Origin of the sequence: Nonomuraea polychroma (genome assembly GCF_004011505.1) — a bacterium.
GTDB lineage: Bacteria > Actinomycetota > Actinomycetes > Streptosporangiales > Streptosporangiaceae > Nonomuraea > Nonomuraea polychroma.
Genome location: NZ_SAUN01000001.1, coordinates 8,072,515 through 8,097,815, shown reverse-complemented (window position 1 = coordinate 8,097,815; position 25,301 = coordinate 8,072,515). Strand labels below are relative to the sequence as shown.

The window sequence follows — 25,301 nt, the reverse complement described above, 5'->3', positions numbered from 1 at the left end:
GAGCGCCTAGTGCGTGCTCACGGTCTCGCTCGGTGCGGCGGCGCGGTTGCCGGGGAGAAGGCGCCGCCATCTCCAGCCCGCGATGGTGATGGCGGTCGCCGCGGCGAGCGCCCAGACGGTGACGGTGTTGCTCACGTCGAGCAGCTTGAGCGCGGAGGCGAGCAGCACGATCGCCAGCATGGCCCTGATCAGCCCGCCCGGTGCGCGCGAGGAGATCCTGGCGCCGAGATAGACGCCCGGGATCGAGCCGATGAGCAGCGACACCGTGAGATCCATCTGGAAGTCGCCGAACAGCAGGTGGCCGAGCGCGGCCGCGGTGACCAGCGGCACGGCCTGCACCAGGTCGGTGCCCACGAGCTGGTTGGCCTTGAGCGCCGGATAGAGCACGAGCAGGGCCACGATGATCAGTGACCCCGAGCCGACGGAGGAGACGCCGACCACCAGTCCGCCTACCATACCGACCAGTAGGGTCGGAATTGGGCGCACGACGATGTCCTGTGCGCTCGACGTCCCTCCCCGTGTCCCGAGCCACGCCTTGAGCGCCATGCCCGCCACGGCCAGCAGCAGCGCCACGCCCAGGGCGTACTTGACCCCGTCGCTGACCGCGAACGCCCGGGCCAGGAACACCCCGCAGAAAGCGGTCGGCACCGAACCCGCGCACAGCCAGCCCACCAGACGCAGGTTGACCGTGCCGCGGCGCAGGTGTACGACGCTGCCCACCGGCTTCATCACGGCCGAGGCCACCAGGTCGCTGGAGACCGCCGCCAGCGGTGGCACGTTGAAGAACAACATCATCATCGGGGTCATCAGCGCCCCGCCGCCCATGCCGGTCAGCCCGACCACGATAGCGACGAGGAACGACCCGGCGATCAGGGGGAAGTCTGCGCTCACCGGTCGCTCACCAGCTCCTCCTTCGCTTCGCGGAGTGCTTCGTCCCTCAGCCCTCCACTCCGCTCAGTCCGTCGGGTTCGCTCCGTCAACGGATCCAGCCTCCAGACCGCAGCGTCCCCAAGACCTGGGAGACGGCCGCGTCGATCGTGATGTGCGTGGTGTCGATCACCAGGTCGGCGTCGTCCGGCTCCTCGTAGGGGTCGGAGATGCCGGTGAACTCGGGGATGAGGCCGGCGCGGGCCTTGGCGTACAGGCCCTTGCGGTCGCGCCGCTCACACTCCTCCAGCGGCGTCGCGACGTGCACGAGCAGGAAGTCGGCGCCGACCGACTCGACCATCTCCCGCACCTCCGCGCGGGTGGCCGCATAGGGGGCGATGGGCGCGCAGATGGCCAGCCCGCCGTGGCGGGCGGCTTCGGCGGCCACGAAGCCGATGCGCCGGATGTTGAGATCGCGGTCGCTCTTGGAGAACGTCAGGCCCTTGGACAGCAGCTGCCGCACCACGTCCCCGTCGAGGTAGGTCACCGTGCGGGTGCCGAGCTCCAGCAGCGCGTCACGCAGGCCGCGGGCGATCGTGGACTTGCCCGACCCGGACAGGCCGGTGAAGAACACCACGAGCCCGCGCCGATGCGGCGGCCCGGGGATGCTCACCGGCTCGGGCCCGGCGATGTGCTCGGTCGCGCCGTAGGCGGTGGCGACGTGCTCGCGCAGCTCGAGGTCGATCTCGGGTTCGGCGCGCGGGGCCAAGGGCACGGAGACGACGAGCGCGCCATCGGGGAGCTGGTCCTTGGCGCGGAGCGCGGCGCGGACGACCGCGGGGCCGGCCTCGCCGTACGAGAGGGCCAGGAGCAGGATCACCGCGTCGAGTTCCTTCGCGGTGGCGACGATCTCGGAGAGATCGTCGAGAGGTCCCCGCATGGTGACGGCGAGCGCGGGACAACCCCCGAGTTCTTCCTTCACCTGGGCCGGGGTACGCCGCAGGCGGGCGAACGGTCCGTGCTCCGGCGTGCCGAGGGCCTTGACGGGCCCCGAGGTCAGCCCGTCGGCCTCCTGCGCGGTCACCGTGAGCACGGCGAGTGGCAGGCCCTCCGGGTCCAGCAGAGTGATCTCGTCGCGGGGGAAGACCTCGACGGGCAGGTGGAGCGTGACGGGCGCGGGCCATGGCGTCCCGTCGGCGAGTGTGCCTCGCTCGTGCACCGTGTGGACATCGTCGTGGCCCAGGAATCCGGTCAGCGGGTCGAACGCCCCGGAGAGCAGCAGCTCGAGGTCGGCCAGCTCATGCGGCTCGGGGGTCCACTCCACGTTTCCTGCATCCCAACTATTCCGATTGAATTGGTAGGGAAGCGAGTCTACCCACTGATGTCGGTGTGTCGCTAGATGATCCGGGCGAAGTGGTGCTGCGGCTTTCTGATCACCATCGTGATCTCGTCATGGGATGCGGGGTAGCGGCCGCTGGTCAGATTGGCAACAGCTCTGATCGCGGCGCAGGCGATCCTGCTTCCGCGCGCCGGGCCGCTCACGTTCCGCTCGTCGTCGGTGATCATGAGGCCGCGGCTGAGACAGAACGCGTGTATGCCGTCACTCGACGTCAGCGGCTCGTAGATCGTGGGCAGCGGCCCCGGTGTGACCGGGTCGACGAGGGAGCGCCACAGCAGGCGGCGCAACCACGAGGGCGTGATCCGGTCGAGGAGGCCGTAGGCCGACCCGCGGTCGCGCATGCGCAGCAGGATCAGCCCGCCCGGGCGCAGGGACTGCAGGAGCCGGTCGAAGATCAGCTCGGCGTGCTTGACCCTCTCCAGCAGGAACGACAGCTGGATCACGTCGTAGGACCTGGGCGGCAGCGGCACGCTGCGCAGGTCTCCCAGCGTCCAGGCGACCATGTCCGTCCGCTCCTCCAGCGCTACCCTGATCGCCGGGTGGTCCTCGTCGACTCCGGTGGCCCTGGTCTCGATATGCTCCAGCACCGGCGGCTGGGCGTCGGCGCAGCCGGCGACGAGCACGTCGAGCCGTCTGCCGAAGTGGCCGGTCCAGTGCTCACGGAGCCGCTGATGGAAGAGATCGCCTCGATGGGTGACCGATCGAACCTCGCACATGTCACCTACAGTAGTCACTCGATCCGTTTCCGTAAGGGATTTCCCTGCTAGCGTCCGGTCTGTGAGCGATCACATCTACGTGGGGAACGCGGCAGCGGACGCGGCGGGTGACCGTGGCTGGCTGCTCGGCCACTTCAAACCCCCCGGCGATCCGCGGCACAGCGACGAGGTCGAGATCAAGTGGGGCGTGCACCCGCCCGGCGACGAGCGGGCCCAGTGGGTCAAGGGCGAGGAGCGCACCGCTCTGCTCGTGCTCATCAGCGGCCGGTTCCGGGTCGAGCTGCCGGGCCGCAGCGTGCTGCTGTCCGAGCCGGGCGACTACGTGGTGTGGGGCAAGGGCGTCGACCATTCGTGGCGGGCGGAGGAGGCCTCCACCGTCCTGACCGTGCGCTGGCCGTCCGTGCCTGGTTACAGGGTCGGCTGACGCTCGCGGCGAGTACCCTTGAAGGGAAACCCCCGCGACCTGTGACGGCCGGGGGTAATCGTGTTGCCGCAATCTGGGGCTGTGGGCGTATCTGATGAGTCTTTCCGGACTGCTTGACCTTGTTCGCGCTGACCCGAAGCTGACCGCCGCTCTCGAAGAAGGCGGCGACGTCTCGCTGATCGCGCCGTCCGCGCTGCGGCCGTTCGGCGTGGCCGCGCTGGCCGCGCACGACCAGCGGACCGTGCTCGCGATCACCGCGACCGGGCGCGAGGCCGAAGACCTCGCCGCGGCGCTGACCAGCCTCATCGAGCCCAATTCCGTGGCGGTGTTCCCGGCGTGGGAGACGCTGCCGCACGAGCGGCTCTCGCCGCGCAGCGACACCGTGGGGCAGCGGCTGGCCGTGCTCAGGAGGCTGGCGCACCCGGTCAAGGGCGACGCCGCGGCCGGGCCGCTCAGCGTGATCGTGACGCCGGTCAGAGCGCTGCTGCAGCCGATCGTGAAGGGTCTCGGCGACCTGGAGCCGATCAGGTTGCGCGCGGGCGACGACGCCGACCTCGAAGACGTGGTGGACCAGCTCGTCACCAACGGTTACCACCGGGTGGACATGGTGGAGAGGCGCGGCGAGGTGGCCGTGCGCGGCGGGCTGCTCGACGTGTTCCCGCCGACCGAGGAGCATCCGCTGCGGCTGGAGTTCTGGGGCGACTCGGTCGAGGAGATCCGCTGGTTCAAGGTGGCCGACCAGCGCTCGCTGGAGGCGGCCGAGGACGGGTTGTTCGCGCCGCCGTGCCGTGAGCTGCTGCTGACCGACGAGGTCAGGGCCAAGGCGCGGGAGCTGGCCGAGGAGCACCCTGCGCTGGCCGAGGTGCTCGACCAGCTCGCCGACGGCACGTCCGTGGAGGGCATGGAGGCGTTCGCGCCGGTGCTGGCGGGGGAGATGGACCTGCTGCTCGACCACCTGCCGGTCCGGTCCGCCGTGTTCGTGTGCGATCCGGAGCGGATCAGGGGGCGGGCCGAGGAGCTCGTACGCACCTCGCAGGAGTTCCTGGAGGCCTCGTGGATCAACGCGGCGGCCGGCGGCGAGGCGCCGATCGACCTCGGCGCGGCCGCGTTCCGCTCGCTGGAGGAGATCCGCGACCACGCCGACGTGCTCGGGCAGCCGTGGTGGACGATGGCGCCGTTCGGCGGCGGGGTGGAGCTGGACGCGCAGGACTCCGAGGCCTACCGGGGCGACACGGCCAAGGCGCTGGCCGACATCAAGGGCTGGCTGGCCGACGAGAAGGCGGTCGTGCTGCTCAGCGAGGGCCACGGGCCCGCCGAGCGCATGGTGGAGCTGCTCAAGGGCGTGGACGTGCCGGCCAGGCTCCAGCAGTTCCTGGACAAGGCGCCCGAGCCCAAGGTCGTGCACGTCACGACCGGCCTGATCGAGCACGGCTTCATCACACCCAACCTGGCCGTGCTCACCCACCTGGACCTCGTCGGACAGAAGGCGTCCACCAAGGACATGCGGCGTCTGCCCTCACGCCGCCGCAACATGGTCGATCCCCTCCAGCTCAAGGTCGGCGACCACGTCGTGCACGAGCAGCACGGTGTGGGCCGCTACGTCGAGATGGTGCAGCGCACGGTGCAGGGTGCCACCCGCGAATACCTCGTCATCGAGTACGCCAAGGGCGACCGCCTCTACGTGCCCACCGACCAGCTCGACGAGGTCACCCGCTACGTCGGTGGCGAGGCGCCCACACTCAACCGCATGGGCGGCGCCGACTGGGCCAAGGCCAAGTCCCGGGCGAAGAAGGCGGTCAAGGAGATCGCCGGCGAGCTGATCAGGCTCTACTCGGCCCGCATGGCCTCGCCCGGCCACGCGTTCGGCGAGGACTCGCCGTGGCAGCGGGAGATGGAGGACGCCTTCCCGTATGCCGAGACGGGCGACCAGCTCGCGGCCATCGACGAGGTCAAGCGCGACATGGAGCGCGGCGTGCCGATGGACCGCCTGATCTGCGGCGACGTGGGCTACGGCAAGACCGAGATCGCGGTGCGGGCGGCGTTCAAGGCGGTGCAGGACGGCAAGCAGGTCGCGGTGCTGGTGCCGACGACGCTGCTGGTGCAGCAGCACATGTCGACGTTCACCGAGCGGTTCTCCAGCTTCCCCGTCACGCTCAAGCCGGTCTCCCGCTTCCAGACCGACGGCGAGGTCAAGGCCACACTGGAAGGGCTCAGGGCGGGCGCGGTGGACGTGGTGATCGGCACGCACCGGCTGCTCAGCCCCGAGGTGCGCTTCAAGGACCTGGGACTGATCATCATCGACGAGGAGCAGCGGTTCGGCGTCGAGCACAAGGAGGCCATGAAGCACCTGCGCACGCAGGTGGACGTGCTGGCCATGTCGGCCACGCCGATCCCGCGCACGATGGAGATGGGCCTGACCGGCATCCGCGAGATGTCCACGATCCTCACGCCGCCGGAGGAGCGGCACCCGATCCTCACGTTCGTGGGGCCGTACGAGGAGAAGCAGATCGGCGCCGCGATCCGGCGCGAGCTGATGCGCGACGGGCAGATCTTCTTCGTGCACAACCGGGTGGCCTCGATCAACCGCGTCGCCGCGCGGCTGCGCGAGCTGGTCCCCGAGGCGCGCATCGCGGTGGCGCACGGGCAGATGAACGAGCACCAGCTCGAGAAGATCATGGTGGGCTTCTGGGAGCGCGAATACGACCTGCTCGTCTGCACCACGATCGTCGAGTCCGGCCTCGACGTGCCCAACGCCAACACGCTGATCGTGGACCGCGCCGACAGCTACGGCCTGTCGCAGCTGCACCAGCTCAGGGGCCGGGTCGGGCGAGGCAGGGAGCGCGGGTACGCGTACTTCCTCTATCCGCCGGAGAAGCCGCTGACCGAGACCGCGCACGAGCGGCTCGCCACCATTTCGCAGCACACCGAGATGGGTGCGGGCATGTACGTCGCGATGAAGGACCTGGAGATCCGCGGCGCGGGCAACGTGCTCGGCGCCGAGCAGTCCGGCTTCATCGCGGGCGTCGGCTTCGACCTGTACGTCCGGCTGATGGCCGAGGCCGTGCAGGAGCAGAAGGCCAAGCTCGACGGCAAGGAAGTGCACGAAGAGGTGCAGGACGTCAAGGTCGAGCTGCCGATCAACGCCCACATCCCGCACGACTACGTCACCTCGGAGCGGCTGCGGCTGGAGGCGTACAAGCGGATCGCGGCCATCGCCGGGGAGAGCGACATCGACGAGGTGCGCGAGGAGCTCACCGACCGCTACGGCAAGCCGCCGGTGGAGGTGGAAAACCTGCTGGCGGTGGCCAAGTTCCGGATCAAGGCCAGGCGAGCCGGGCTCACGGACGTCACGCTGCAAGGGCAGAACATCAAGTTCGGCCCGGCCAGGCTGAAGGAGTCGCAGCAGGTGCGGCTGGACCGGCTCTACAAGAAGGCCATCTACAAGCAGGCCGCGGAGACGCTGCTGGTGCCGATGCCCAAGACCAAGCCGCTGGGCGGGCAGCCGCTGCGCGATCTCGAACTACTCAAATGGTGCGGCGACCTGGTCGAGGCGATGTTCCTCGAGCCCGCACGGGTAAGCTAGCGGCGGTTTTTCGGTCGGAAAGGGACGTACGTGAAGTCGATACGAGTGGCTGTGGCCGCCGCGGCGGTGGGCATCGCCCTGACCGCCTGCTCTTCCCCCATGCAGGCCGGAGCCGCGGCCGTGGTCGGGAACGAGCGCATCACGACGAGCAAGGTCAACGCGGACTCCGAGGCGTACAAGTCGGCGCTGAAGCAGGCCAAGCTGACCGAGGAGGCCCTCGGCGGCGTGCCGGTCAGCCACGTCGTGCTGCAGCGCCTGATCAACGTCGCCGTCATCAAGCAGCTCATGGCGCGCTACAAGGTGCAGGCGACCGAGACGGAAGTCGACGCCATGCTCAAGGACCCGGGCCAGTACCAGTCGGCCCAGATCAACCTGCTGGCCGCCGGCGTGGCGCCGAGCGACGCGCGGGACTACGGCAGGGCCATGGTCGGGCTGTCCAAACTGCAGAAGCAGTTCGGCAACGACCAGAAGCTGGCCCAGGAGTTCGGCTCGATCAAGCCGGTGCTCAACCCCCGCTACGGCACCTTCAATCCGGAGCGCTCGCAGGAGAACCCGGGGATCTTCATCGACACCGGCAGGTTCGGCAAGCTCACCGTGCAGCCGCAGCAGCCGGCGACACAGGCGCAGGGCTAGCTCGTCGTGCCGCTGATCGTCGTCACCACGTCGCCCAGGATCGCCCCGGGGCTGCTCAGCCATCAGGCCTGGCAGGTCCTGCGCACCGGTCCCGTGCTGACCGCCGCGGCCGATCACCCGCAGCTGCCCTACCTGGCCGAGGCCGGAGTCGAGGTCGAGGTCGTCGAGCCCGACCCGCACGGGCTGGCCAGGCGGGCGGTCGGCGAGACCGTCGTGTGGCTGGCGTCGTCGACGTCCGAGGCGGCCGACGAGGAGTTCATGCGCGCCGTGGGGCACGCCGCGGTCGCGCTCGACGAGCCCCCGTTGATCGAGGTGGTGCCGGGCTCTTACGACCTGCCGGGTGCGCGGGTGCTCGACCTGGTGGCGGTGATGGACCGGCTGCGCACGGAATGCCCGTGGGATCGTAAGCAGACCCACGAGTCGCTGGTGCCGTACCTGCTCGAAGAGGCCTACGAGGTGCTGGAGACCATCGAGCAGGGCGACTATTCCGCGCTCCGCGAGGAGCTCGGCGACCTGCTGCTGCAGGTGGTCTTCCACGCCCGGGTGGCCGACGGCTTCGACATGGACGACGTGGCGGCCGGGATCGTGGAGAAGCTGGTGCGCCGCCACCCGCACGTGTTCGGGTCGGTGCGGGCCGAGAGCGCCGATGAGGTCAACGACAACTGGGAAGCGATCAAGGCGGCCGAGCGGGCGTCCAAGGGACGCGAGTCGGCGCTCGAAGGCGTGCCCATGGGGCAGCCGGCGCTGTCGCTGGCCGCGCAGCTGCTGCGCAGGGCCGAGCGGGCCGGCGCGCCCGAGGCGCTGTCCGCGGGGATCGGCCAGGGCGTGGCGAGGGAGCTGTTCGACCTGGTGCGCCGCGCCGGCGACGCCGGAATCGACGCCGAGGCCGAGCTGCGCGCCGCCGCCCGCGCGTACAGCGCACGAGTGCGCGCCTGGGAGAAGCACTAATACGGCGGGTACCACCGCGACGAAGTCCCCGCGAGGATACGCGAGGCGGTGACCGCGTACGTGCCTGGGAGACGGGGACCGATAGGCTCTGAAGGCATATTGCCTTTCGATTTAGGAGCGCATCCCGTGGCTACCATCGAGGTCGTTTACGCTCGCGAGATCCTCGACTCGCGGGGCAACCCGACCGTCGAGGTCGAAGTGGTCCTCGACGACGGCAGCACCGGCCGCGCGGCCGTGCCGAGCGGGGCGTCCACCGGCCAGTTCGAGGCGGTCGAGCTGCGTGACGGCGGCAAGCGTTACGGCGGCAAGGGCGTGGAGAAGGCCGTGCTCGCCGTGACCGACCAGATCTTCGAGGAGATCAACGGCATCGAGGCCGAGGACCAGCGCATCATCGACCAGATCATGATCGACCTGGACCGCACGCCCAACAAGGCCAACCTCGGCGCCAACGCCATCCTGGGCGTCTCCCTGGCCGTGGCCAAGGCCGCCGCGGACAGCGCCGACCTGCCGCTCTTCCGCTACGTGGGCGGACCCAACGCGCACGTGCTGCCGGTCCCGATGATGAACATCCTCAACGGCGGCGCCCACGCCGACACCAACGTCGACATCCAGGAGTTCATGATCGCGCCGATCGGGGCGGAGACGTTCCGGGAGGCCGTGCGCATGGGGACCGAGGTCTACCATGCGCTCAAGAGCGTGCTCAAGGAGAAGGGCTACGCCACGGGCCTGGGCGACGAGGGTGGCTTCGCGCCCAACCTGCCGTCCAACCGCGACGCGCTCGACCTGATCCTCGTCGCCATCGAGCGGGCCGGCTACGTGCCCGGTGAGGACATCGCGCTCGCGCTCGACGTGGCCGCCTCCGAGTTCCACAACGACGGCGTCTACACGATCGACGGCAAGGGCCTGTCGGCCACCGAGCTCATCGCCTTCTACGAGGACCTGGTCGCCAACTACCCGCTGGTCTCCATCGAGGACCCGCTCAACGAGGAGGACTGGGAGGGCTGGAAGGCCATCACCGCCTCGCTCGGCGACAAGGTGCAGCTCGTCGGTGATGACCTGTTCGTCACCAACCCCGAGCGGCTGGAGCGCGGCATCAAGGAGGGCGCGGCCAACGCCCTGCTGGTCAAGGTCAACCAGATCGGCACGTTGTCGGAGACGCTCGACGCCGTGGACCTGGCCCACCGCAGCGGCTACAAGTGCATGATGAGCCACCGCTCCGGCGAGACCGAGGACACGACGATCGCCGACCTCGCGGTGGCGGTCAACTGCGGCCAGATCAAGACCGGCGCGCCGGCCCGCTCGGACCGCGTGGCGAAGTACAACCAGCTGCTGCGCATCGAGGAGCTCCTCGACGACGCCGCCCGTTACGCGGGTCGCGCCGCTTTCCCGCGTTTCCGGCGCTAGTTTCGAGTACGGGCTCGCGGTTGTCCAAATTCGGCCGTGAGCCCGTACTTGAGGGGGTGTGCAGCACGTGGCGAAGAGACCGCAGCTGACCGGGCGGGCCGCCATCCTGGCCGTCGTGGTGTGCGCGATCGCGATGAGCCTGGCCTACCCGGTGCGCGAGTACATCAGCCTGCGCCGCAGCATCTCCGAGCTGCGGGCGGAGAAGGCCAGGGTCGAGGCGGAGAAGCAGGCGTTGCTGGCGCGCGACCGGCAGAGCAACGACCCCAACTGGATCAAGAAGACGGCCAAGGAGCGGCTGCATTACTGCGGTCCCGGCGAGAAGTGCTTCGTGGTGATGGAGCCCGAGCAGGGCAAGCAGCAGACGGCCGTGAAACAACCGGCGGCGGTGCCGCCGTGGTACCAGACGCTCTGGGAGTCCGTGGAGGCCGCCGACAAGGGCACCGGACGCAGGGCCGTCACGGGGAAGGAAACTGTTGGACAGTAAAGATGTCGAGGTCGTGCGGCAGCAGCTCGGGCGGCCGCCCCGAGGGCTGCGCCGGGTGGCGCACCGCTGCCCGTGCGGCAACCCCGACGTGGTGGAGACCGCGCCGCGACTGCCCGACGGCTCGCCCTTCCCGACCCTCTACTACCTGACCTGCCCCAAGGCGGCCTCGGCCATCGGCACTCTCGAGGGCTCGGGCCTGATGCGGGAGATGCAGGCCAGGCTGGCCACCGAGCCCGACCTGGCCGCCGCCTACCAGGCCGCGCACGACGACTACGTGGCCAGGCGGGACGAGGCGGCGCAGGAGGAGGGCCTGGAGCCGCTGCCGCGTGACATGCAGAGCACGGGCGGCATGCCGCAGCGGGTCAAGTGCCTGCACGCGCTCGTCGCGCACGAGCTGGCGGCGCCCGGGGTCAACCCGTTCGGCAGGGAGGCGCTCGACGCCCTCCCCGATTGGTGGAGTGACGGACCATGCGTGTAGCCGCCGTCGACTGCGGCACCAACTCCGTACGCCTGCTCATCGCCGACGTCGGCGACGAGCTGATCGACGACGTCGAGCGGCGGATGGAGATCGTCCGCCTCGGCCAGGGCGTCGACCGGACCGGCAGGCTCGCCCCTGACGCGCTGGAGCGGACGTTCAAGGCCATGCGGGCCTACCGCGAGCTGATCGAGCGGCACGGCGCCGTCGCGACCCGCGTCGTGGCCACGAGCGCCACCAGGGACGCGGCCAACAGGCACGAGTTCGTGGACGGAGTGCGCGAGATCTTCGGCGTGGAGCCGGAGGTCGTGTCGGGCGCCGAGGAAGCCGAGTTGTCCTTCGTCGGCGCGACCAAGGGCCTGCTCAGGCTCTCGCCCGAGACCGAGGTCCCGCAGGGACCGCTGCCTCCTTACCTGGTGGTGGACATCGGCGGCGGGTCCACGGAGTTCGTGCTCGGCTCTGAGCATGCCGAGGCGGCGTTGTCGGTGGACATCGGCTGCGTACGCCTGACCGAGCGGCACCTCAAGGACGCCGGCGACCCGCCGTCCGCGCCCGCGCTGGAGGCCGTGGTCGCCGACATCGAAGCGGCGCTCGACCGGGTCGAGGCGGAGGTGCCGGTCCAGCGGGCGCACACGCTGGTGGGCCTGGCCGGTTCGGTGACGACCGTCGCGGGAGTGGCGCTGGATCTGCCGGCCTACGACCCGGCGCGCATCCACCACTCCCGCATATCGGCCCAGCAGGTCCACGACGTGACGCGACGGCTCCTGGCGATGACCCATGGTGAGCGCGCCGCCGTTCCGGTCATGCACCCGGGAAGAGTCGATGTGATTGGCGCCGGTGCGCTAATTCTCGACCGGATCGTCCGCCGTTTCGCGTTTTCGCAGGTCGTGGTAAGCGAGCACGACATCCTTGACGGTATTGCCTGGTCGGTGAGCCGATAGCGTCGCTAGATCTGGACATTTCCGATCTAGAGCTGTGTTGAGTGTGCAATCATTATTGTGCTTAGGTAAAGGGGCATTACGGGGGCTTTGCCATATTGCTGTGTACGGAAGGTACCGGCGTGGCGACCGTTCCCGAGCGTGTCTTTTCCCTCACGGAATGGAGCACTCTCACATGAAGTTCGCTGGGTTAGCAGCGCGCAAGGTGGCCGCCTTCGGCGCGTCCGCCGCCGTGCTGGCCGCTCTGACCGCGGGCCTGGTGGCCAGCCCCGCGCAGGCGGCGACCGCGACCAAGGGCGGGCCGAAGGTCTCGGCGACCGCGCCCAAGGCCACCCCGAGCAAGTACGAAGGATCTTGCCCCGTCAAGGTCAACTTCTCGGCCAAGATCAAGGTGTCCGTCAAGGGCAAGACCGAGCTGGCCTACCGCTGGCTGCACGGTGACGGGTCCAAGGGCAAGGTCAACGTGATCAAGCTCAAGGGCAAGGGCACCAAGACGGTGACGGTCAAGCAGTCCATCACCTTCAAGGAAGACGTCAAGGGCTGGGAGGCCGTTCAGGTCCTTGGCCCGAAGAAGTACACGTCGAAGAAGGGCTACTTCTCCGTCTCCTGTGAGAAGCCGGCCGAGGAGCCCAGGGGCGACGACTGGCGTACGCACCTGGACGTGACGGTCTCGGCCCACGCTTGGGCCAGCCCGAGCTCGTACGTCGGTCCCTGCACCCCGGGCGACAAGATCGACTTCGTCGGTCTGATCAAGGTCGACCGGCCGAGCTGGGTCAAGTACCGCTGGGTGCTCAACGGTGACGTGGTCGACTACGGCAAGGTCAAGGTCTACGACGCCCGCAAGGTGGGCTTCGGCATCTCGCCGCGTCACAGCCAGCGCGGGTGGGCGCAGCTCGAGGTCTTCGGCCCCGACAACGCCAGCTCGAACCGGGCCTACTACAAGGTCTGGTGCAAGGACCCGGCTCCCGCTCCGGCTCCTAAGGTCTCGGTTTCCGGAGTGTCGGTCTCCGGCAAGAGGCTCGACATGTGCGCGGACGGCCGCGGCCCCGGCGTGGACTTCAAGGCCACGCTGACCAGCACCGGCCCCACCACCGTGAAGTACTACTGGGTGGTCAACGGCGTCCGTGACCACAACACGCTGGAGCGTACGTTCACCGGCAGTGTCGACGTGCTCTGGGGTGTCGGCGGAACGCACAACTCCAACGAGACGAAGGGCACCATTGAGCTCGTCGTCATCAGCCCGAACGACGCGAGGTCGGGTGTCACCTCCTTCTCGGAGACCTGCCCGGCTCCCGCCTCGACCCCGTCTGCCACGCCGAGCGCGTGACGAGGGTCTGACCGAGTAACAACCGGGTGGCGCTTCAGCGCGTCACCCGGTTTTTTGTTGCCGCGCCACGCCGCGTCCGACGCATTCCGAGCGATCGGGCACCATCGGTGTCATGAGCTTCGTACCTCCTGGCACCGGCTGGCCGGGCGACCCGGCGACCCCTGACACCCCGGTCGCGCTGGACCCCGCGGACGTGCGCCGCCTCGCCGCCGACAGCAGTACGCTCGCGGAGCTCACGGCCAGGCAGTCGGTCTGCCGGGCCTGTCCCCGTCTGGTGGAATGGCGGGAGAAGGTCGCCGACGAGAAGCGGCGCGCGTTCGCTGACGAGACGTACTGGGGCCGTCCGGTTCCCGGCTGGGGCGACGAGCATCCGCGGATCGTGCTGGTCGGCCTCGCCCCGGCCGCGCACGGGGGAAACAGGACCGGGCGCATCTTCACAGGAGACCGCAGCGGCGACTGGTTGTTCGCCTCGCTGTACCGCAGCGGCCTGGCGGCGCAGGAGACCAGCACGCACGCCGACGACGGGCAGAGGCTCCTCGGCGCCCGCGTGCTGGCCTCGGTGCGCTGCGCACCGCCCGCCAACAAACCGACTCCGTCGGAGAAGGGCGCCTGCTTCCCGTGGATGGCCCGCGAGCTGGCGCTGGTCGCGCCGACCGTGCGGGTGGTTGTGGCGCTCGGCGGGTACGCCTGGCAGGCCATGTGGCCGGCGCTGAAGGACGCGGGCTACGAGCTGCCGCGCAGCCGGCCGCCGTTCCGGCACGGCGTCGAGGCCGAGGTCCGGTACGCCGGAGCCCCCGTCACCTTGATCGGCTGCTACCACCCGAGCCAGCAGAACACGTTCACCGGCCGCGTCACCGCCCAAATGCTGGACGACGTCTTCACCAGGGCCAGGTCACTGGCTGTGTGACGCGTTGCACCACGCCCGGATTGGATTCATCGAGAGTGCTTGACGTAAGCTTGTGAATGCTTTCACAAGCATTCCACGAGGGATGGGGCCTCAGGATGAACAAGCACATATTGATCGTCGGCGGCGGATACGTCGGCCTGTACACAGCGCTCCGGCTGCAGCGCAAGCTCCATCGCGAGCTTCGCGGTGGCGAGGTGCGCATCACGATCATCGACCCCCAGTCCTACATGACCTACCAGCCCTTCTTGCCTGAGGCGGCGGCGGGTAACCTGTCCCCCCGGCACCTGGTGGCCCCGCTGCGGCGGATCCTGCCCAAGGCACGCATTCTCAACGGCATGGTCACCAAGATCGACCACGCCGAGCGCACGGTCACCTTCCAGCCGGCCGAGGGTGAGCCGCGCCAGGTGGCCTACGACGTGATCGTGATGGCCGCCGGATCCATCTCCCGGACGCTGCCCATCCCCGGCCTGACCGACATCGGCATCGGCTTCAAGACCGTGGGCGAGGCCATCGCGCTGCGCAACCGCGTGCTGCACCTGCTCGACGTCGCCGAGTCGACCGACGACCCCGAGGTGAAGCGCAGGGCGCTCACCTTTGTCGTGGTCGGCGCGGGCTTCGCCGGCGTGGAGGCGCTCGCCGAGCTCGAGGACATGGCCAAGGACTCGGTGCGCTACTACCGCAACATCGAGCCCTCCGACCTGCGCTGGGTGCTCGTCGAGGCCACGAACCGGGTGCTGCCCGAGGTGGGCCCCGAGATGGGCAAGTGGACGCTGGAGCAGCTGCGCGAGCGCGGCATCGACGTCAAGCTCGAGACCCGGCTCGAGTCGTGCGAAGGCGGGCGCGTGGTGCTCTCCGACGGCTCGGAGTTCGACGCCGAGACCCTCGTGTGGACCGCCGGCGTCAAGCCCAGCCCGGTGGTGAAGGACAGCGACCTGCCTCTCGACGAGCGCGGCCGCATCAAGACCACCACCATGCTCACCGTCGCGGGCACACGCGACGCCTTCGCCGCCGGCGACGCCGCGGGTGTGCCCGACGTGACGAACCCCGGACAATACTGCGCGCCCAACGCCCAGCACGCGGTCCGGCAGGCCAAGGTCCTGGCCGACAACATCATCCGGCACCTGCGCGGGCAGCAACTGGTCGAATACCGGCACAAGTATGTCGGATCGGTTGCCGGATTGGGCCTGCACCAGGGCGTCGCCAATGTCTATGGCGTCAAGCTTCGCGGATTCCCTGCATGGTTCATGCACCGCACCTACCATCTGTCGCGGGTGCCGACGCTGAACCGCAAGGTCCGTGTCGTCGTCGATTGGACCCTGGCTCTGTTCTTCAAGCGAGAGACGATCTCGCTGGGTGAGATGGAGCACCCGCGCGAGGACTTCAGGGCCGCCGTCGCGACGATGCGCCGCTAGCCCGGGTACGGCAGCGCCCCGGTGATCGTCGCCGGGGCGTCTCGGCGCCCCTGGCAGCAAGCGGAAGGGGTAGCACGGGTGGGGCTCTCAGCGGTGACCGTGCTCGGCGTGGACAGGCCCGGCGTGATCGCCGCAGTCACCGGTTCGCTCGCCGACTGCGGGGCGAACATCCAGGACTCGACCATGACGCTGCTCGGCGGCCATGTGGCGATGATGCTCCTGGTCTCCGGCGACCTGGACTCCGCCGAGTTGCTCAAGCGGCTGCGGGCGCCCGATCTGGTGGTGACCGCCTCGGCCATCGAGGCCAGGCGCCACTTCTGCGAGGACGGGGGCGGGCTCGGCTACGTACTGACCGTGCACGGACCCGACCGGCCCGGGATCATCTCCGCCATCAGCGCCGTGCTTGCCGCGGACGGCGGGAACATCACCGGGATGAGCACCAGGCTCACCGGGCGGCTCTATGTGCTCATCGCCGACGTCGAGCTGCCGAAGGAGGTGGACGTGGCGGCGCTCATGCGCAGGCTGGCGGCCGTCGGCGCCAGCCTCGACTCGGAGATCACCTTCCGCCCCGTCGAACCGGACCTGTTGTAAGCGAGTTGAACCGGACCTGTAGTGAGTGAGCCGAACCGGACCTGTAGTGGGTCAGTCGAACCGGGCCTGTTGTGAATGAGCGGAGCAAGCAGACCATCAGACGCAGCAGCGAGCGGAGTGAGCGAGCCATTAGACACGGGACTCCGCGGGAGGTGCTCACCGCTCCGCACCCCCTCCTGTCCTCCGTGGCCGAGCCGGTGGACCCGACGGATCCTGTTGTCGTGGCGGCCGCCGCCGATCTGCTGGCCACCCTTCGCCACGAGTCGTCCACAACCGGCCTGGCGGCCTCTCAGATCGGCCTGAGACTGCGTCTGATCGCCTTTGACACCCGGGTGCACCCTCGGGGCCGATCGTCGGCTGGAGAGCTCGTGGTGGCCAATCCACGCCTCGCGAGAGCGTCCCACTGGGATCACGGCCGGGAGGGGTGCGCGTCGATCCCGGGGCTCACAGCTGACGTCCTGCGAGCTACGCGTATCACCGTACATGGGCATTTGCCAGGCACCGGCGAAGCAGTCACCATCGAGGCTGATGCCTTCGAAGCCCGTTGCATTCAGCACCAACTGGACCATCTGGACGGTCTACTCTTCTTGGACAGAGTGCCAGGAGCCCTATCGCTTCACCGCAGACTTCACAGTTGTGACGCCTGATGCGAAGTTGTGCTCCTCGGAAGCATGGTCCGTTTCGTATGATTGCGGCGCCCCCGTAGCCCAATGGCAGAGGCAAACCCCTTAAAAGGGTTGTAGTGCGGGTTCGAATCCCGCCGGGGGCACCTGCCTTCTACCATTGGAAATGCGTTTTCCGTAGCCTGCATGACCTTGGGAACTCTCCGGTGGCCACGTTCGTTGTCAACGCTGCCGACGTCCCAAATGGACATCGATCTGAGCGCGAGTTGACCAAGGTGCCACCGGGCCCCTTAGGCTCGGTGTCACAGGAGGCAGCGATGGAGAGCAAGAACCCCGTATTCAGCAGGTCACGCCAGCAGGCGGGCGGTTGGGCAGGACCCGCCCCGTCTCCCGACCAGCTGCAGAACATGTACGACGCCCCGTCGTACGCACCCCCGAGCCGGCCCGCATACCGGACCATGACCCTCGACGACGTAGTGGTGCGCGGGTTCCTGACCCTTGGCGCACTCGTGCTGGCTGCCGCGGCGGCATGGGTGCTCAACGTGCCACCCATGGTCGCCATCGGCGCCGCCATCGTCGCGATGATCCTGGGCCTGATCGCCGCGTTCACGCAGAGCACCAACCCCGCGCTGATCCTGGGGTACGCGGTGTTCGAGGGCGTGTTCCTCGGCAAGATCAGCTCTGTCTTCGAAGGCGCAATCAGCGGCATCGTCCTGCAGGCGGTGTTGGGCACGGCCTTCGCCTTCGGCGCCGTGCTGACTGTCTACTCGCTCCGCGTGATCCGCGTCACCCCGAAGCTGGTGAAGTACGGCCTCGCCGCAGCCATCGCGGCGGTCGGGCTCGTGCTCGTCAACGTGGTCGTCGGCCTGTTCAACGGCGTCGGCCTCGGCCTTCGCACCGACAGCCCGATCGGCTGGGTCTTCAGCATCGTGATGATCCTGATCGGCTGCTTCTTCCTGCTGCTCGACTTCGACTCGATCGAGCAGGGGGTCAAGCAGGGCGCTCCGGAGAAGTTCGCGTGGCAGTGCGCGTTCGGGCTGACGCTGAGCCTCGTGTGGATCTACCTCGAGGTGCTCCGCTTCATGAGCTATTTCAGCAATAGTGACTGATCGTTAGCACCAGCGTCACCCGGGTGGGCCTCGCCGTTCAGGCGGGGCCCTCTCTTTGTGCGACCGAAAATCTACGTGCCGTCACGAAATGATGCCTGGTTAGGGGCTTGCTATTCGGACGGACGTGTTGCACTGTCAAGCAAAGGACCGTTATCCGCGGAGGTGCCCATGTCCTTGAACCACTCACCGGAGATGCAGACGAAGCTCATCGCAAGGGTCCCAGCCATCACGGGACGCGAACTCCCAGAGTGGTTTCAAGCACTTGACAACGGCCCGAGCTTCCTACGGTGCGACGAGCGGGCCAACTGGCTTGCCGACGAGCACGGGCTGACCCACGGCTACGCCGCCGCGATCGTCCTCGAGCACGAGCGGCAGCGCCGTAACCGCATGGGCTTCATCTAAAGCCCATCCATCCCCGCGCCCGCGTCCCAAGCGCGGGCGCGTCATCATGAGGGGATGGATCTCGACAAGGCTCTCGCCTTCCTCAGCGCCAACCACAACGCCGTCCTGCTCACCCGGCATCGCGATGGGCGCCCGCAGATGTCGCCGGTGACGGCCGGGGTGGAGGATGGCCACATCGTCATCAGCAGCAGGGAGACGGCGGTCAAGGTTCGCAACGCCCACCGCGACCCACACGTCTCGCTGTGCGCCTTCACGAACGCCTTCTACGGCGACTGGATCCAGGTGGACGGCACGGCCGACATCATCTCCCTGCCCGAGGCCATGGACCACCTGGTTTCCTACTACCGCAACATCTCGGGCGAGCATCCGGACTGGGAGGACTACCGCGCCGCCATGATCCGCGACCGTCGCGTCATCCTCCGCATCACCCCCACCCACGCAGGCCCGGACCACCACGGATAACGCCTCATTCGCGGGTGCCGTCCCTCCGACACGCGCCCACCTCTTCGGGGGGCCGGTCGTGGCGCGCCGCCTTCCAGCGCGACGGCGCCACGACGTCGTGTGCCCCTTCCCACCTGACACCGGGCGCGCGGGCCGGTCCGCGTTCCTTCGTGTGGCGGCCCAGACGGGTCGTCCTGCGGCGCAAGACGGTCGGCGCCCAGAGTGGGGCCACGGAACGGGGTAACGCGTCACCACGGAACTCGGCCAACGGGGGCTCGCGTAACGGCGGGCCACCACTGAAGGGTTCAGAGGCCGTTTCCTGGAGGGCCACCAGCCGGAGTATGGCGGGTGGCCGACCACGGCAACGCGTAAAGGATGGCCCTTAAGACGCCGGAGTATGGCGGGTGGCCGACCACGGCGACGCGTAAAGGATGGCCCTTAAGACGCCGGAGTATGGCGGGTGGCCGACCACGGCGACGCGTAAAGGATGGCCCTTAAGACAGGCGCTCGAGGAGCATCGCCATTCCCTGCCCACCACCCACGCACATCGTCTCGAGCCCGATGCTCTTGTCGTGGTGCTGGAGGCTGTTGACCAGGGTGGATGTGATGCGCGCCCCCGTCATCCCGAACGGATGCCCCACCGCGATCGCCCCTCCGTTCACGTTGAGCCGGTCCAGGTCGATCCCCAGCTCCCGATACGACGGAATGACCTGAGCGGCGAAGGCCTCGTTGATCTCGACGAGGTCGACGTCCTCGATGGCCATCCCGGCCCGCGACAGCGCCTGCCGGCTGGCCTCCACGGGCCCCAGCCCCATGATCTCCGGGGACAGCGCGGACACCCCGGTGGACACGATCCGGGCGAGCGGCGTGATCCCCAGCTCGGCGGCCTTGACGTCGCTCATCACGATCACGGCGGCTGCCCCGTCGTTGAGCGGGCAGCAGTTGCCGGCCGTGACGGTGCCGTCGGGCCGGAAGACCGGCTGAAGTCCGGCGACCTTCTCGTACGTGGTCCCCGCCCTGGGCCCGTCGTCCTTGCTGACCACGGTCCCGTCGGGCATGGTCGCGGGCGTGATGTCCTTGGCCCAGAATCCGTCGGCCAGCGCCTTCTCAGCCAGGTTCTGTGACCGAACCCCGAACTCGTCCTGCTCCTGCCGGCTGACGCCCTTGAGCTGGGCGACGTTCTCCGCGGTCTGCCCCATAGCGATGTAGATGTCCGGAATGGCGTCGTCCTCGCGCGGGTCGTGCCAGGTCTGCCCGCCCTCGGTGAACTTCTTCGTACGGGCCAGCGCGTCCAGGAAGATCGGGTTGTGCGTGTCGGGCAGCGAGTCGGAATTGCCCTTGGTGAAGCGCGAGACGGTCTCCACACCGGCGGACACGAACACGTCGCCCTCGCCGGCCTTGATGGCGTGGAAGGCCATCCTGGTGGTCTGCAGCGACGAGGAGCAGTAGCGCGTCACGGTGGTGCCGGGCACGTCGTCCAGGCCGAGCATGACGGACACCACGCGCGCCATGTTGAAGCCCTGCTCGCCGCCCGGCAGCCCGCAGCCCAGCATGATGTCGTCGATCGTGTGGGGGTCGAGCTGGGGCACCTTGGCCAGCGCCGCCTTGATCATCTGCACGGTCAGGTCGTCGGGCCTGATGTCCTTCAACGATCCTTTGAAGGCTCGTCCGATGGGGGAACGCGCGGTTGCGACGATGACTGCCTCGGGCATGGCCCCTCCTTTGTCGGCGCTTACCGCAGAACTATATTCCAGTCCTGCTCGAAAGCCCCGCGGTGGTCACCCGTACATGCCGGGCGCGGGCGCCGTCTGGTCGTTCACGGCGTGCAGCGCCCCCTTCTCGTCGCGCCACAACCGCCAGCCGTCCTGGCTGCCGGTGAACCAGGGCGGCGGCGTGCTCGCGGGGGAGACGCGCTTGCCGGTGCCCAGGTCGTACTCGCAGATGGCCGCCGTCGAGTAGAAGCCCGGAGGTTGTCCGGGCAGCGGCAGCGGCTTGGGGTCGGTGACGCAGAAGGACCAGCCGCGTTCCTTCTCCGCGGGCACGGCCTTGCCGGAGGTCAGGTCGAAGGCCGTCCCCGTGGTGTTGTGCTTGAGGAAGCCCAGCTTGTCCATCCGGTCGGGGAAGGCCAGCCACCAGCCGGAGCCCGGCACGTCGGAGGCGGTGATCTGCCCGATGACCCGGCCGGACTCGGAGTCGAGCCGGGCGAAGCCGCCGTAGGCGCCCTGCCGGTCGACGGGACGTACGACCGGGGCGTAGCCGGGGCTGCCGCTGGGGTAGACGCGGACGACCGAGGGCCGGATCCAGTTGATCGTCCCATCGGAGATCTTGAGGGAGAACAACCCGAAGGTGGAGATCTTCTTGGTCCGCGGGTTGGTGTACGGGGCGACGTAGCCGATCAGGTTGTCCCCGGTCGCGCCGAACGCCCAGCCCCCCGACAGGTCGACGCCTGGTCCGAGGGCCTGCTCGATCGGCTGCTGCCACTGCAGCTTGCCGGTCTTGACCTCGTACGACTCGATCATGGGGTCGGCGGAGAGCCTGAGCAGCAGCACCCGGGCCGGGTCGGACCATTCGACCTCGGAGATGCCCGGCAGTTTCCACAGCTGTTTGCCCGTGGCCGGGTCGAGGACCACCATGCGGGCCTTGGACAGGGCCGTGTGCTCGGACAGGCAGATGTAGGGGCCGCAGCGTTGCGGCCCGAACGTCGAATGCACCGGCCTGGTCCACTTCTGCACCCCGGAGTGGGCGTCGCGGGCGATGAGGGTGGCGCTCCACTGGGCGTTCTTGGCCGGGTCGAGGGCGACGACCACGCCTTGGCCTCTTGCCGTCTCGACGATCGCGGGGGTGGAGACGCCCATCCCGGGCAGGCGGCCCGCCATCGTGGCCGGATAGGCCCACAGGCGTTTGCCGTCGCGCAGGCCGATCGCGACGGTCTCCAGCGTGCCGTCGGGCTTCATGGAGGTCGTGGCGACGACCCCGCCGGCCACCGCCATGCGGCTGACCGCGTTGACTTGGGTGTTGTGCCAGGTCGGGAACTTGTCGGTGGTGGCCGCGTCGCTGCCGGAGCAGGCGGCGACGGCCAGCGTTCCGGCGAGGGCGATGGACGGTTTCCAGAGGGGCCGGAGCACGGGCAATACCCTCCAAAGGGACGTTTAGCGACGGTCCGGGCGCGGAGGGTGACCGTGGCCGGGCGTCGTCGAGCGCTCGCCAAGCCTGAACCGTGGGTCCCGAGTCTGATGGGGGTCAGGACTCGTTGAGCTGCTCGCCGAGCCGCCGGCGGAACAACGATGCCCACTTCCCGTGCAGGCCCGTCGAACGCCCGTCGACCCGGGTCGCGGTGACCTCGGTGCCGGACTCCTCCGCGGCCGTAGCCGCCGCAAGGTAGATCGGTTGCAATGCCTCGCCGCGCGCGGGGCGCGGCTCAGGCCACAGCCCCAACGCAGCGCACACTGAAGGTAGCACCGCGTAAGCGGCCTGCGCGTAACCTCGGGCAGATGGATGGAAACGATCCGGTCCGAACATTTCTGTCGGGTTTGTCGCGAACTCCGGGCCGAGGACGTCGGCGAACGCCACCGTCCGCCCGCCCGCGTCCACCACTGCCACCGTCTGCGCCGCCGCCAGTTGCCGGCTCCAGCGCCGCGCCACCCAGCGCAGCGGCTGCGAGATGGGGCGGACCGTGCCGAGGTCCGGGCAGGTGCCCACGACCACCTCGACCCCCGCGTCCCGCAGCCGCCGCACGGCCTTGGTCAGATGTCGTACGGCGATCGCGGGCGGCGTCTGCGTGATGATGTCGTTGGCCCCCACGAAGATCACCGCCACGTCGGGAGCCATGGTCAGGGCCTGGTCCACCTGATCGCCCAGCTCGGCCGACGGCGTGCCCGACTTGGCGGCGACGAGCAGGCGCACCGGCCGCTCGGACACCTCAGCCAGGCCGTTGGCCAGCAACACGCCGGGGGTGTCGGCCGGGTCGGTCATGCCGAGGCCGATGGCCGTGGAATCGCCGAGCATGGCCAGCTTGAGCGGCTCGCCGGGGAAGTCGCCGTAGGTGCCGTCGGACGGTGGGCCGTCCAGGCCGTGCGGCTGGCCGATCGCCTTGCGCGCGAGCAGCCCCTCGGCGATCAGCAGTGCGTACGCCGTGGCGCCGAGCGCGGTCAGGCCGCCCCCTCCGAGCGCCGCCGCAGTAGCGATCTTGCGTGCCGCGCGGGCCATCCCAGCTGGCCAGACCATGTCCGTGCCTCCCCGGTCGAACTCGGCGGTAGCGTTTGCTTGAAAAACTAGCCGAGGGCCTGCCACCTCCACGGGATCTCGGCCACAGGCAAGCTGATCAAGCTTTGGCAAAGAAGGTGAACACCTCGGTGCGCGTTTACGATTCCCTGGTCGATCTCATGGGGAACACCCCGCTGGTTCGGCTGCACAAGGTTTCCGCGGGACTGCCCGCCCAGGTGCTCGCCAAGGTCGAGTACTTCAACCCGGGGGGCTCGGTCAAAGACCGCATCGCGATGCGCATGATCGAGGCCGCCGAGAAGTCGGGCGAGCTGCGTCCCGGCGGCGTCATCGTCGAGCCGACGTCCGGCAACACCGGTGTGGGCCTGGCCATCGTGGCACAGCAGAAGGGATACCGGTGCCTGTTCGTGGTGCCGGACAAGGTGGCGCAGGACAAGATCTCGGTGCTGCGCGCTTATGGGGCCGAGGTCGTGGTCTGCCCGACCGCCGTCTCGCCGGAGCACCCGGACTCCTACTACTCGGTCTCCGACCGGCTGGCCCGCGAGGTGCCCAACGCCTGGAAGCCCAACCAATACGCCAACGTCAACAACCCCGACTCCCACTACCACTCGACGGGTCCCGAGGTCTGGGCGGACACCGAGGGCCGGGTCACGCACTTCGTGGCGGGCATCGGCACCGGGGGCACGATCAGCGGTACGGGCCGTTACCTCAAGGACGTCTCCGACGGCCGAGTGAAGATCATCGGTGCGGACCCGGTCGGCTCGGTCTACTCCGGTGGCTCCGGGCGGCCGTACCTGGTGGAGGGCGTCGGCGAGGACATCTGGCCGGCCACGTACGACACCACGATCTGCGACGAGATCATCGCGGTGTCCGACAAGGACTCCTTCAACATGACCCGCCGGCTCGCCCGCGAGGAGGGGCTGCTGGTCGGCGGCTCGTGCGGGATGGCGGTCGTGGCGGCGCTGCAGGTGGCGGCCAGGGCGGGGAAGGACGACGTGGTCGTCGTGCTGCTGCCGGACGGCGGCCGCGGCTACCTGTCGAAGATCTTCAACGACGACTGGATGGCCGACTACGGCTTCCTGACCGAGTCCTCCGAGGAGGGTCTGGTCGGTGACGTGCTGGCGCGCAAGGGGCGGGCGATGCCCGAGTTCGTGCACGCGCACCCGCACGAGTCCGTGAGCACGGCCATCGCGATCATGCGCGAATACTCCGTGTCCCAGCTGCCGGTGATGAAGGAGGAGCCGCCGGTCATGGCGGCCGAGGTCGTGGGCTCCATCGTCGAGCGCGATCTCCTCGAGGCCCTGTACCACGGCAGGCTCTCCTCCGACGACCCGATCGCCGACCATATGTCTGCGCCGCTACCCACGATCGGCAGCGGTGAACCTGTGGCGCGTGCGGTCGAAGCGCTGGAGAAGGCTGATGCGGCCGTCGTGCTGGAAGAGGGCAAGCCCGCCGGGCTGATCACCCGGCAGGACCTGCTCGCCTTCCTCGCGAACCACGCCTAGCCGCTACGGCTTGCTGATCGACTCGATGACGGTGCCGAGGCCTTCGTGGCCGCGCCCCTCGGCGTCGGCGCGTTCGAAGAGCGCCTGCAACGCCCTCGGCACCGTGGTCTCCACACCGGCCTCCTCCAGCGCCTCCACGACGTGGCCCATGCCGACGGCCTGCATGTGCAGCGAGTTCTGCTCGCCCGGGTACGTCCCGGCCGCGACCTCCTCTGCCAGGATCTTCGCGTACCCCATGGGGCCGTCGCCGCCCAGCTGGGTGAAGGTCTCGCGCACGAACGGCAGGAACTCCAGCGGTGACACGCCCGCCGTGCGCAGCATGGCCATGGCGTGCATGTGGCTCGTCAGGCTGGACCAGAAGATCAGCAGCTGGGCCTGGTAGTACATCATCGCCAGGCCCTCGTCCTCGCCTACGTACGTGATCTCGCTCAGGGCCTCGAGCGTCGCCGCATGCCGGTCGAGCACGTCTTTGGGGCCGCTGTAGAAGGTGTACGCCCCGGGCTGCCCGATGCCGGGCGGCGGGACCATGATGCCGCCGGTGACCAGCGTGCCGCCGCGTTCAGAGACCCACCTGGCCGCCGCACGCAGCCGTTCCGGACTGTCGGAGCTGAGGTTGACCACCACTTTCCCGTCCAGCCGGGCGTCGCCGAGGCTGTTGTACATCGCCTCGTAGCTGATCTGGCTGACCACCAGCAGGTCGCCGTCCGCGGCCGTCGCCGCCCGCCCGGCGCCCTTGGCGACCAGCGGCTCTGCCTTGCTCGCCGTACGGTTCCACACCTTGACCTGGTGGCCCGCGGTCAGGAACGTCTCGGCCATCGTCGACCCCATCGGGCCGAGCCCGACCACCGTCACTTCACTCATGGCCCCACCTTGGGACACGCCGCTACGGAAA

24 protein-coding genes and 1 tRNA gene are annotated in these 25,301 nt (G+C 68.9%); 18 read left to right on the top strand and 7 right to left on the bottom strand.

What is annotated here, in order from left to right:
- Positions 1 to 6: 6 nt before the first annotated feature.
- The 3 genes from EDD27_RS36875 to EDD27_RS36865 all read right to left on the bottom strand — a co-directional run bounded on the left by EDD27_RS36875 (position 7) and on the right by EDD27_RS36865 (position 2,982).
- Complete coding sequence (locus EDD27_RS36875; RefSeq protein WP_241564454.1) at positions 7 to 891, bottom strand: sulfite exporter TauE/SafE family protein; 885 nt, start codon at positions 889 to 891, stop codon at positions 7 to 9.
- A gap of 85 nt (positions 892 to 976) precedes the next feature.
- The gene (gene cysC, locus EDD27_RS36870; RefSeq protein ID WP_127936508.1) at positions 977 to 2,191 is read right to left on the bottom strand and encodes an adenylyl-sulfate kinase; all 1,215 of its coding nucleotides are present in this window, start codon (positions 2,189 to 2,191) and stop codon (positions 977 to 979) included.
- A 71-nt stretch (positions 2,192 to 2,262) separates the two neighbouring features.
- Positions 2,263 to 2,982 (bottom strand): class I SAM-dependent methyltransferase, encoded by a 720-nt coding sequence (locus EDD27_RS36865; protein WP_127936507.1) that lies wholly within the window; start codon positions 2,980 to 2,982, stop codon positions 2,263 to 2,265.
- 61 nt (positions 2,983 to 3,043) lie between these two features.
- On the opposite strand from EDD27_RS36865, the gene EDD27_RS36860 reads away from it, so the two are divergent.
- The 17 genes from EDD27_RS36860 (at position 3,044) to EDD27_RS36780 (ending at position 18,704) form a co-directional block, all read left to right on the top strand.
- Positions 3,044 to 3,406, top strand: a complete 363-nt coding sequence (locus EDD27_RS36860) for a cupin domain-containing protein (protein WP_127936506.1) — start codon at positions 3,044 to 3,046, stop codon at positions 3,404 to 3,406.
- 94 nt (positions 3,407 to 3,500) lie between these two features.
- Positions 3,501 to 6,989, top strand: a complete 3,489-nt coding sequence (mfd, locus tag EDD27_RS36855; protein ID WP_127936505.1) for a transcription-repair coupling factor — start codon at positions 3,501 to 3,503, stop codon at positions 6,987 to 6,989.
- A 30-nt stretch (positions 6,990 to 7,019) separates the two neighbouring features.
- Positions 7,020 to 7,622 (top strand): SurA N-terminal domain-containing protein, encoded by a 603-nt coding sequence (locus tag EDD27_RS36850; RefSeq protein WP_127936504.1) that lies wholly within the window; start codon positions 7,020 to 7,022, stop codon positions 7,620 to 7,622.
- A 6-nt stretch (positions 7,623 to 7,628) separates the two neighbouring features.
- A complete protein-coding gene (locus tag EDD27_RS36845) occupies positions 7,629 to 8,570 on the top strand; it encodes a nucleoside triphosphate pyrophosphohydrolase (RefSeq protein WP_127936503.1) in 942 nt (313 codons plus the stop codon).
- A 126-nt stretch (positions 8,571 to 8,696) separates the two neighbouring features.
- The gene (gene eno / locus EDD27_RS36840) at positions 8,697 to 9,974 is read left to right on the top strand and encodes a phosphopyruvate hydratase (RefSeq protein ID WP_127936502.1); all 1,278 of its coding nucleotides are present in this window, start codon (positions 8,697 to 8,699) and stop codon (positions 9,972 to 9,974) included.
- A 67-nt stretch (positions 9,975 to 10,041) separates the two neighbouring features.
- Positions 10,042 to 10,458: an FtsB family cell division protein gene (locus tag EDD27_RS36835; RefSeq protein ID WP_127936501.1), complete on the top strand. Its 417-nt coding sequence runs from the start codon at positions 10,042 to 10,044 to the stop codon at positions 10,456 to 10,458.
- Positions 10,448 to 10,936 (top strand): DUF501 domain-containing protein, encoded by a 489-nt coding sequence (locus EDD27_RS36830; protein WP_127936500.1) that lies wholly within the window; start codon positions 10,448 to 10,450, stop codon positions 10,934 to 10,936. Before EDD27_RS36835 ends, EDD27_RS36830 begins: the two co-directional genes overlap by 11 nt.
- Positions 10,927 to 11,874: a Ppx/GppA phosphatase family protein gene (locus EDD27_RS36825; protein WP_127936499.1), complete on the top strand. Its 948-nt coding sequence runs from the start codon at positions 10,927 to 10,929 to the stop codon at positions 11,872 to 11,874. Before EDD27_RS36830 ends, EDD27_RS36825 begins: the two co-directional genes overlap by 10 nt.
- Positions 11,875 to 12,046: 172 nt before the next feature.
- Entirely contained in the window at positions 12,047 to 13,198 is a 1,152-nt protein-coding gene (locus tag EDD27_RS36820; RefSeq protein ID WP_127936498.1) for a hypothetical protein, read from the top strand.
- Positions 13,199 to 13,310: 112 nt separating this feature from the next.
- A complete protein-coding gene (locus tag EDD27_RS36815) occupies positions 13,311 to 14,105 on the top strand; it encodes a uracil-DNA glycosylase (RefSeq protein ID WP_127936497.1) in 795 nt (264 codons plus the stop codon).
- A gap of 95 nt (positions 14,106 to 14,200) precedes the next feature.
- Positions 14,201 to 15,517, top strand: coding sequence for an NAD(P)/FAD-dependent oxidoreductase (locus EDD27_RS36810; RefSeq protein ID WP_127936496.1), 1,317 nt, complete (start codon positions 14,201 to 14,203; stop codon positions 15,515 to 15,517).
- A 78-nt stretch (positions 15,518 to 15,595) separates the two neighbouring features.
- Positions 15,596 to 16,108 carry a glycine cleavage system transcriptional repressor gene (locus tag EDD27_RS36805; RefSeq protein WP_127936495.1) on the top strand — a complete coding sequence of 171 codons (513 nt, stop codon included), beginning with the start codon at positions 15,596 to 15,598 and terminating at the stop codon, positions 16,106 to 16,108.
- A gap of 71 nt (positions 16,109 to 16,179) precedes the next feature.
- Positions 16,180 to 16,755: a peptide deformylase gene (locus EDD27_RS36800; protein ID WP_338324680.1), complete on the top strand. Its 576-nt coding sequence runs from the start codon at positions 16,180 to 16,182 to the stop codon at positions 16,753 to 16,755.
- 49 nt (positions 16,756 to 16,804) lie between these two features.
- Positions 16,805 to 16,877 (top strand) — tRNA-Leu (locus EDD27_RS36795).
- Between the two features lie 171 nt (positions 16,878 to 17,048).
- Entirely contained in the window at positions 17,049 to 17,840 is a 792-nt protein-coding gene (locus tag EDD27_RS36790) for a Bax inhibitor-1/YccA family protein (protein ID WP_127936494.1), read from the top strand.
- A 168-nt stretch (positions 17,841 to 18,008) separates the two neighbouring features.
- Positions 18,009 to 18,242, top strand: a complete 234-nt coding sequence (locus EDD27_RS36785; protein WP_127936493.1) for a DUF4287 domain-containing protein — start codon at positions 18,009 to 18,011, stop codon at positions 18,240 to 18,242.
- 54 nt (positions 18,243 to 18,296) lie between these two features.
- Positions 18,297 to 18,704 (top strand): PPOX class F420-dependent oxidoreductase, encoded by a 408-nt coding sequence (locus tag EDD27_RS36780; RefSeq protein ID WP_127936492.1) that lies wholly within the window; start codon positions 18,297 to 18,299, stop codon positions 18,702 to 18,704.
- A gap of 473 nt (positions 18,705 to 19,177) precedes the next feature.
- Here the strand turns inward: EDD27_RS36780 and EDD27_RS36775 are convergent, their stop codons facing one another.
- The 3 genes from EDD27_RS36775 to EDD27_RS36765 form a co-directional block, all read right to left on the bottom strand.
- A complete protein-coding gene (locus tag EDD27_RS36775; RefSeq protein ID WP_127936491.1) occupies positions 19,178 to 20,395 on the bottom strand; it encodes an acetyl-CoA C-acetyltransferase in 1,218 nt (405 codons plus the stop codon).
- 66 nt (positions 20,396 to 20,461) lie between these two features.
- Positions 20,462 to 21,808 carry an outer membrane protein assembly factor BamB family protein gene (locus EDD27_RS36770; protein ID WP_127936490.1) on the bottom strand — a complete coding sequence of 449 codons (1,347 nt, stop codon included), beginning with the start codon at positions 21,806 to 21,808 and terminating at the stop codon, positions 20,462 to 20,464.
- 115 nt (positions 21,809 to 21,923) lie between these two features.
- Positions 21,924 to 22,907 (bottom strand): SGNH/GDSL hydrolase family protein, encoded by a 984-nt coding sequence (locus tag EDD27_RS36765; protein WP_241564453.1) that lies wholly within the window; start codon positions 22,905 to 22,907, stop codon positions 21,924 to 21,926.
- Positions 22,908 to 23,035: 128 nt separating this feature from the next.
- On the opposite strand from EDD27_RS36765, the gene EDD27_RS36760 reads away from it, so the two are divergent.
- Positions 23,036 to 24,409 (top strand): cystathionine beta-synthase, encoded by a 1,374-nt coding sequence (locus tag EDD27_RS36760; RefSeq protein WP_127936489.1) that lies wholly within the window; start codon positions 23,036 to 23,038, stop codon positions 24,407 to 24,409.
- Positions 24,410 to 24,412: 3 nt separating this feature from the next.
- Here EDD27_RS36760 and EDD27_RS36755 read toward each other — a convergent pair whose 3' ends face one another.
- Complete coding sequence (locus tag EDD27_RS36755; protein WP_127936488.1) at positions 24,413 to 25,270, bottom strand: NAD(P)-dependent oxidoreductase; 858 nt, start codon at positions 25,268 to 25,270, stop codon at positions 24,413 to 24,415.
- Between the last annotated feature and the right edge of the window lie 31 nt (positions 25,271 to 25,301).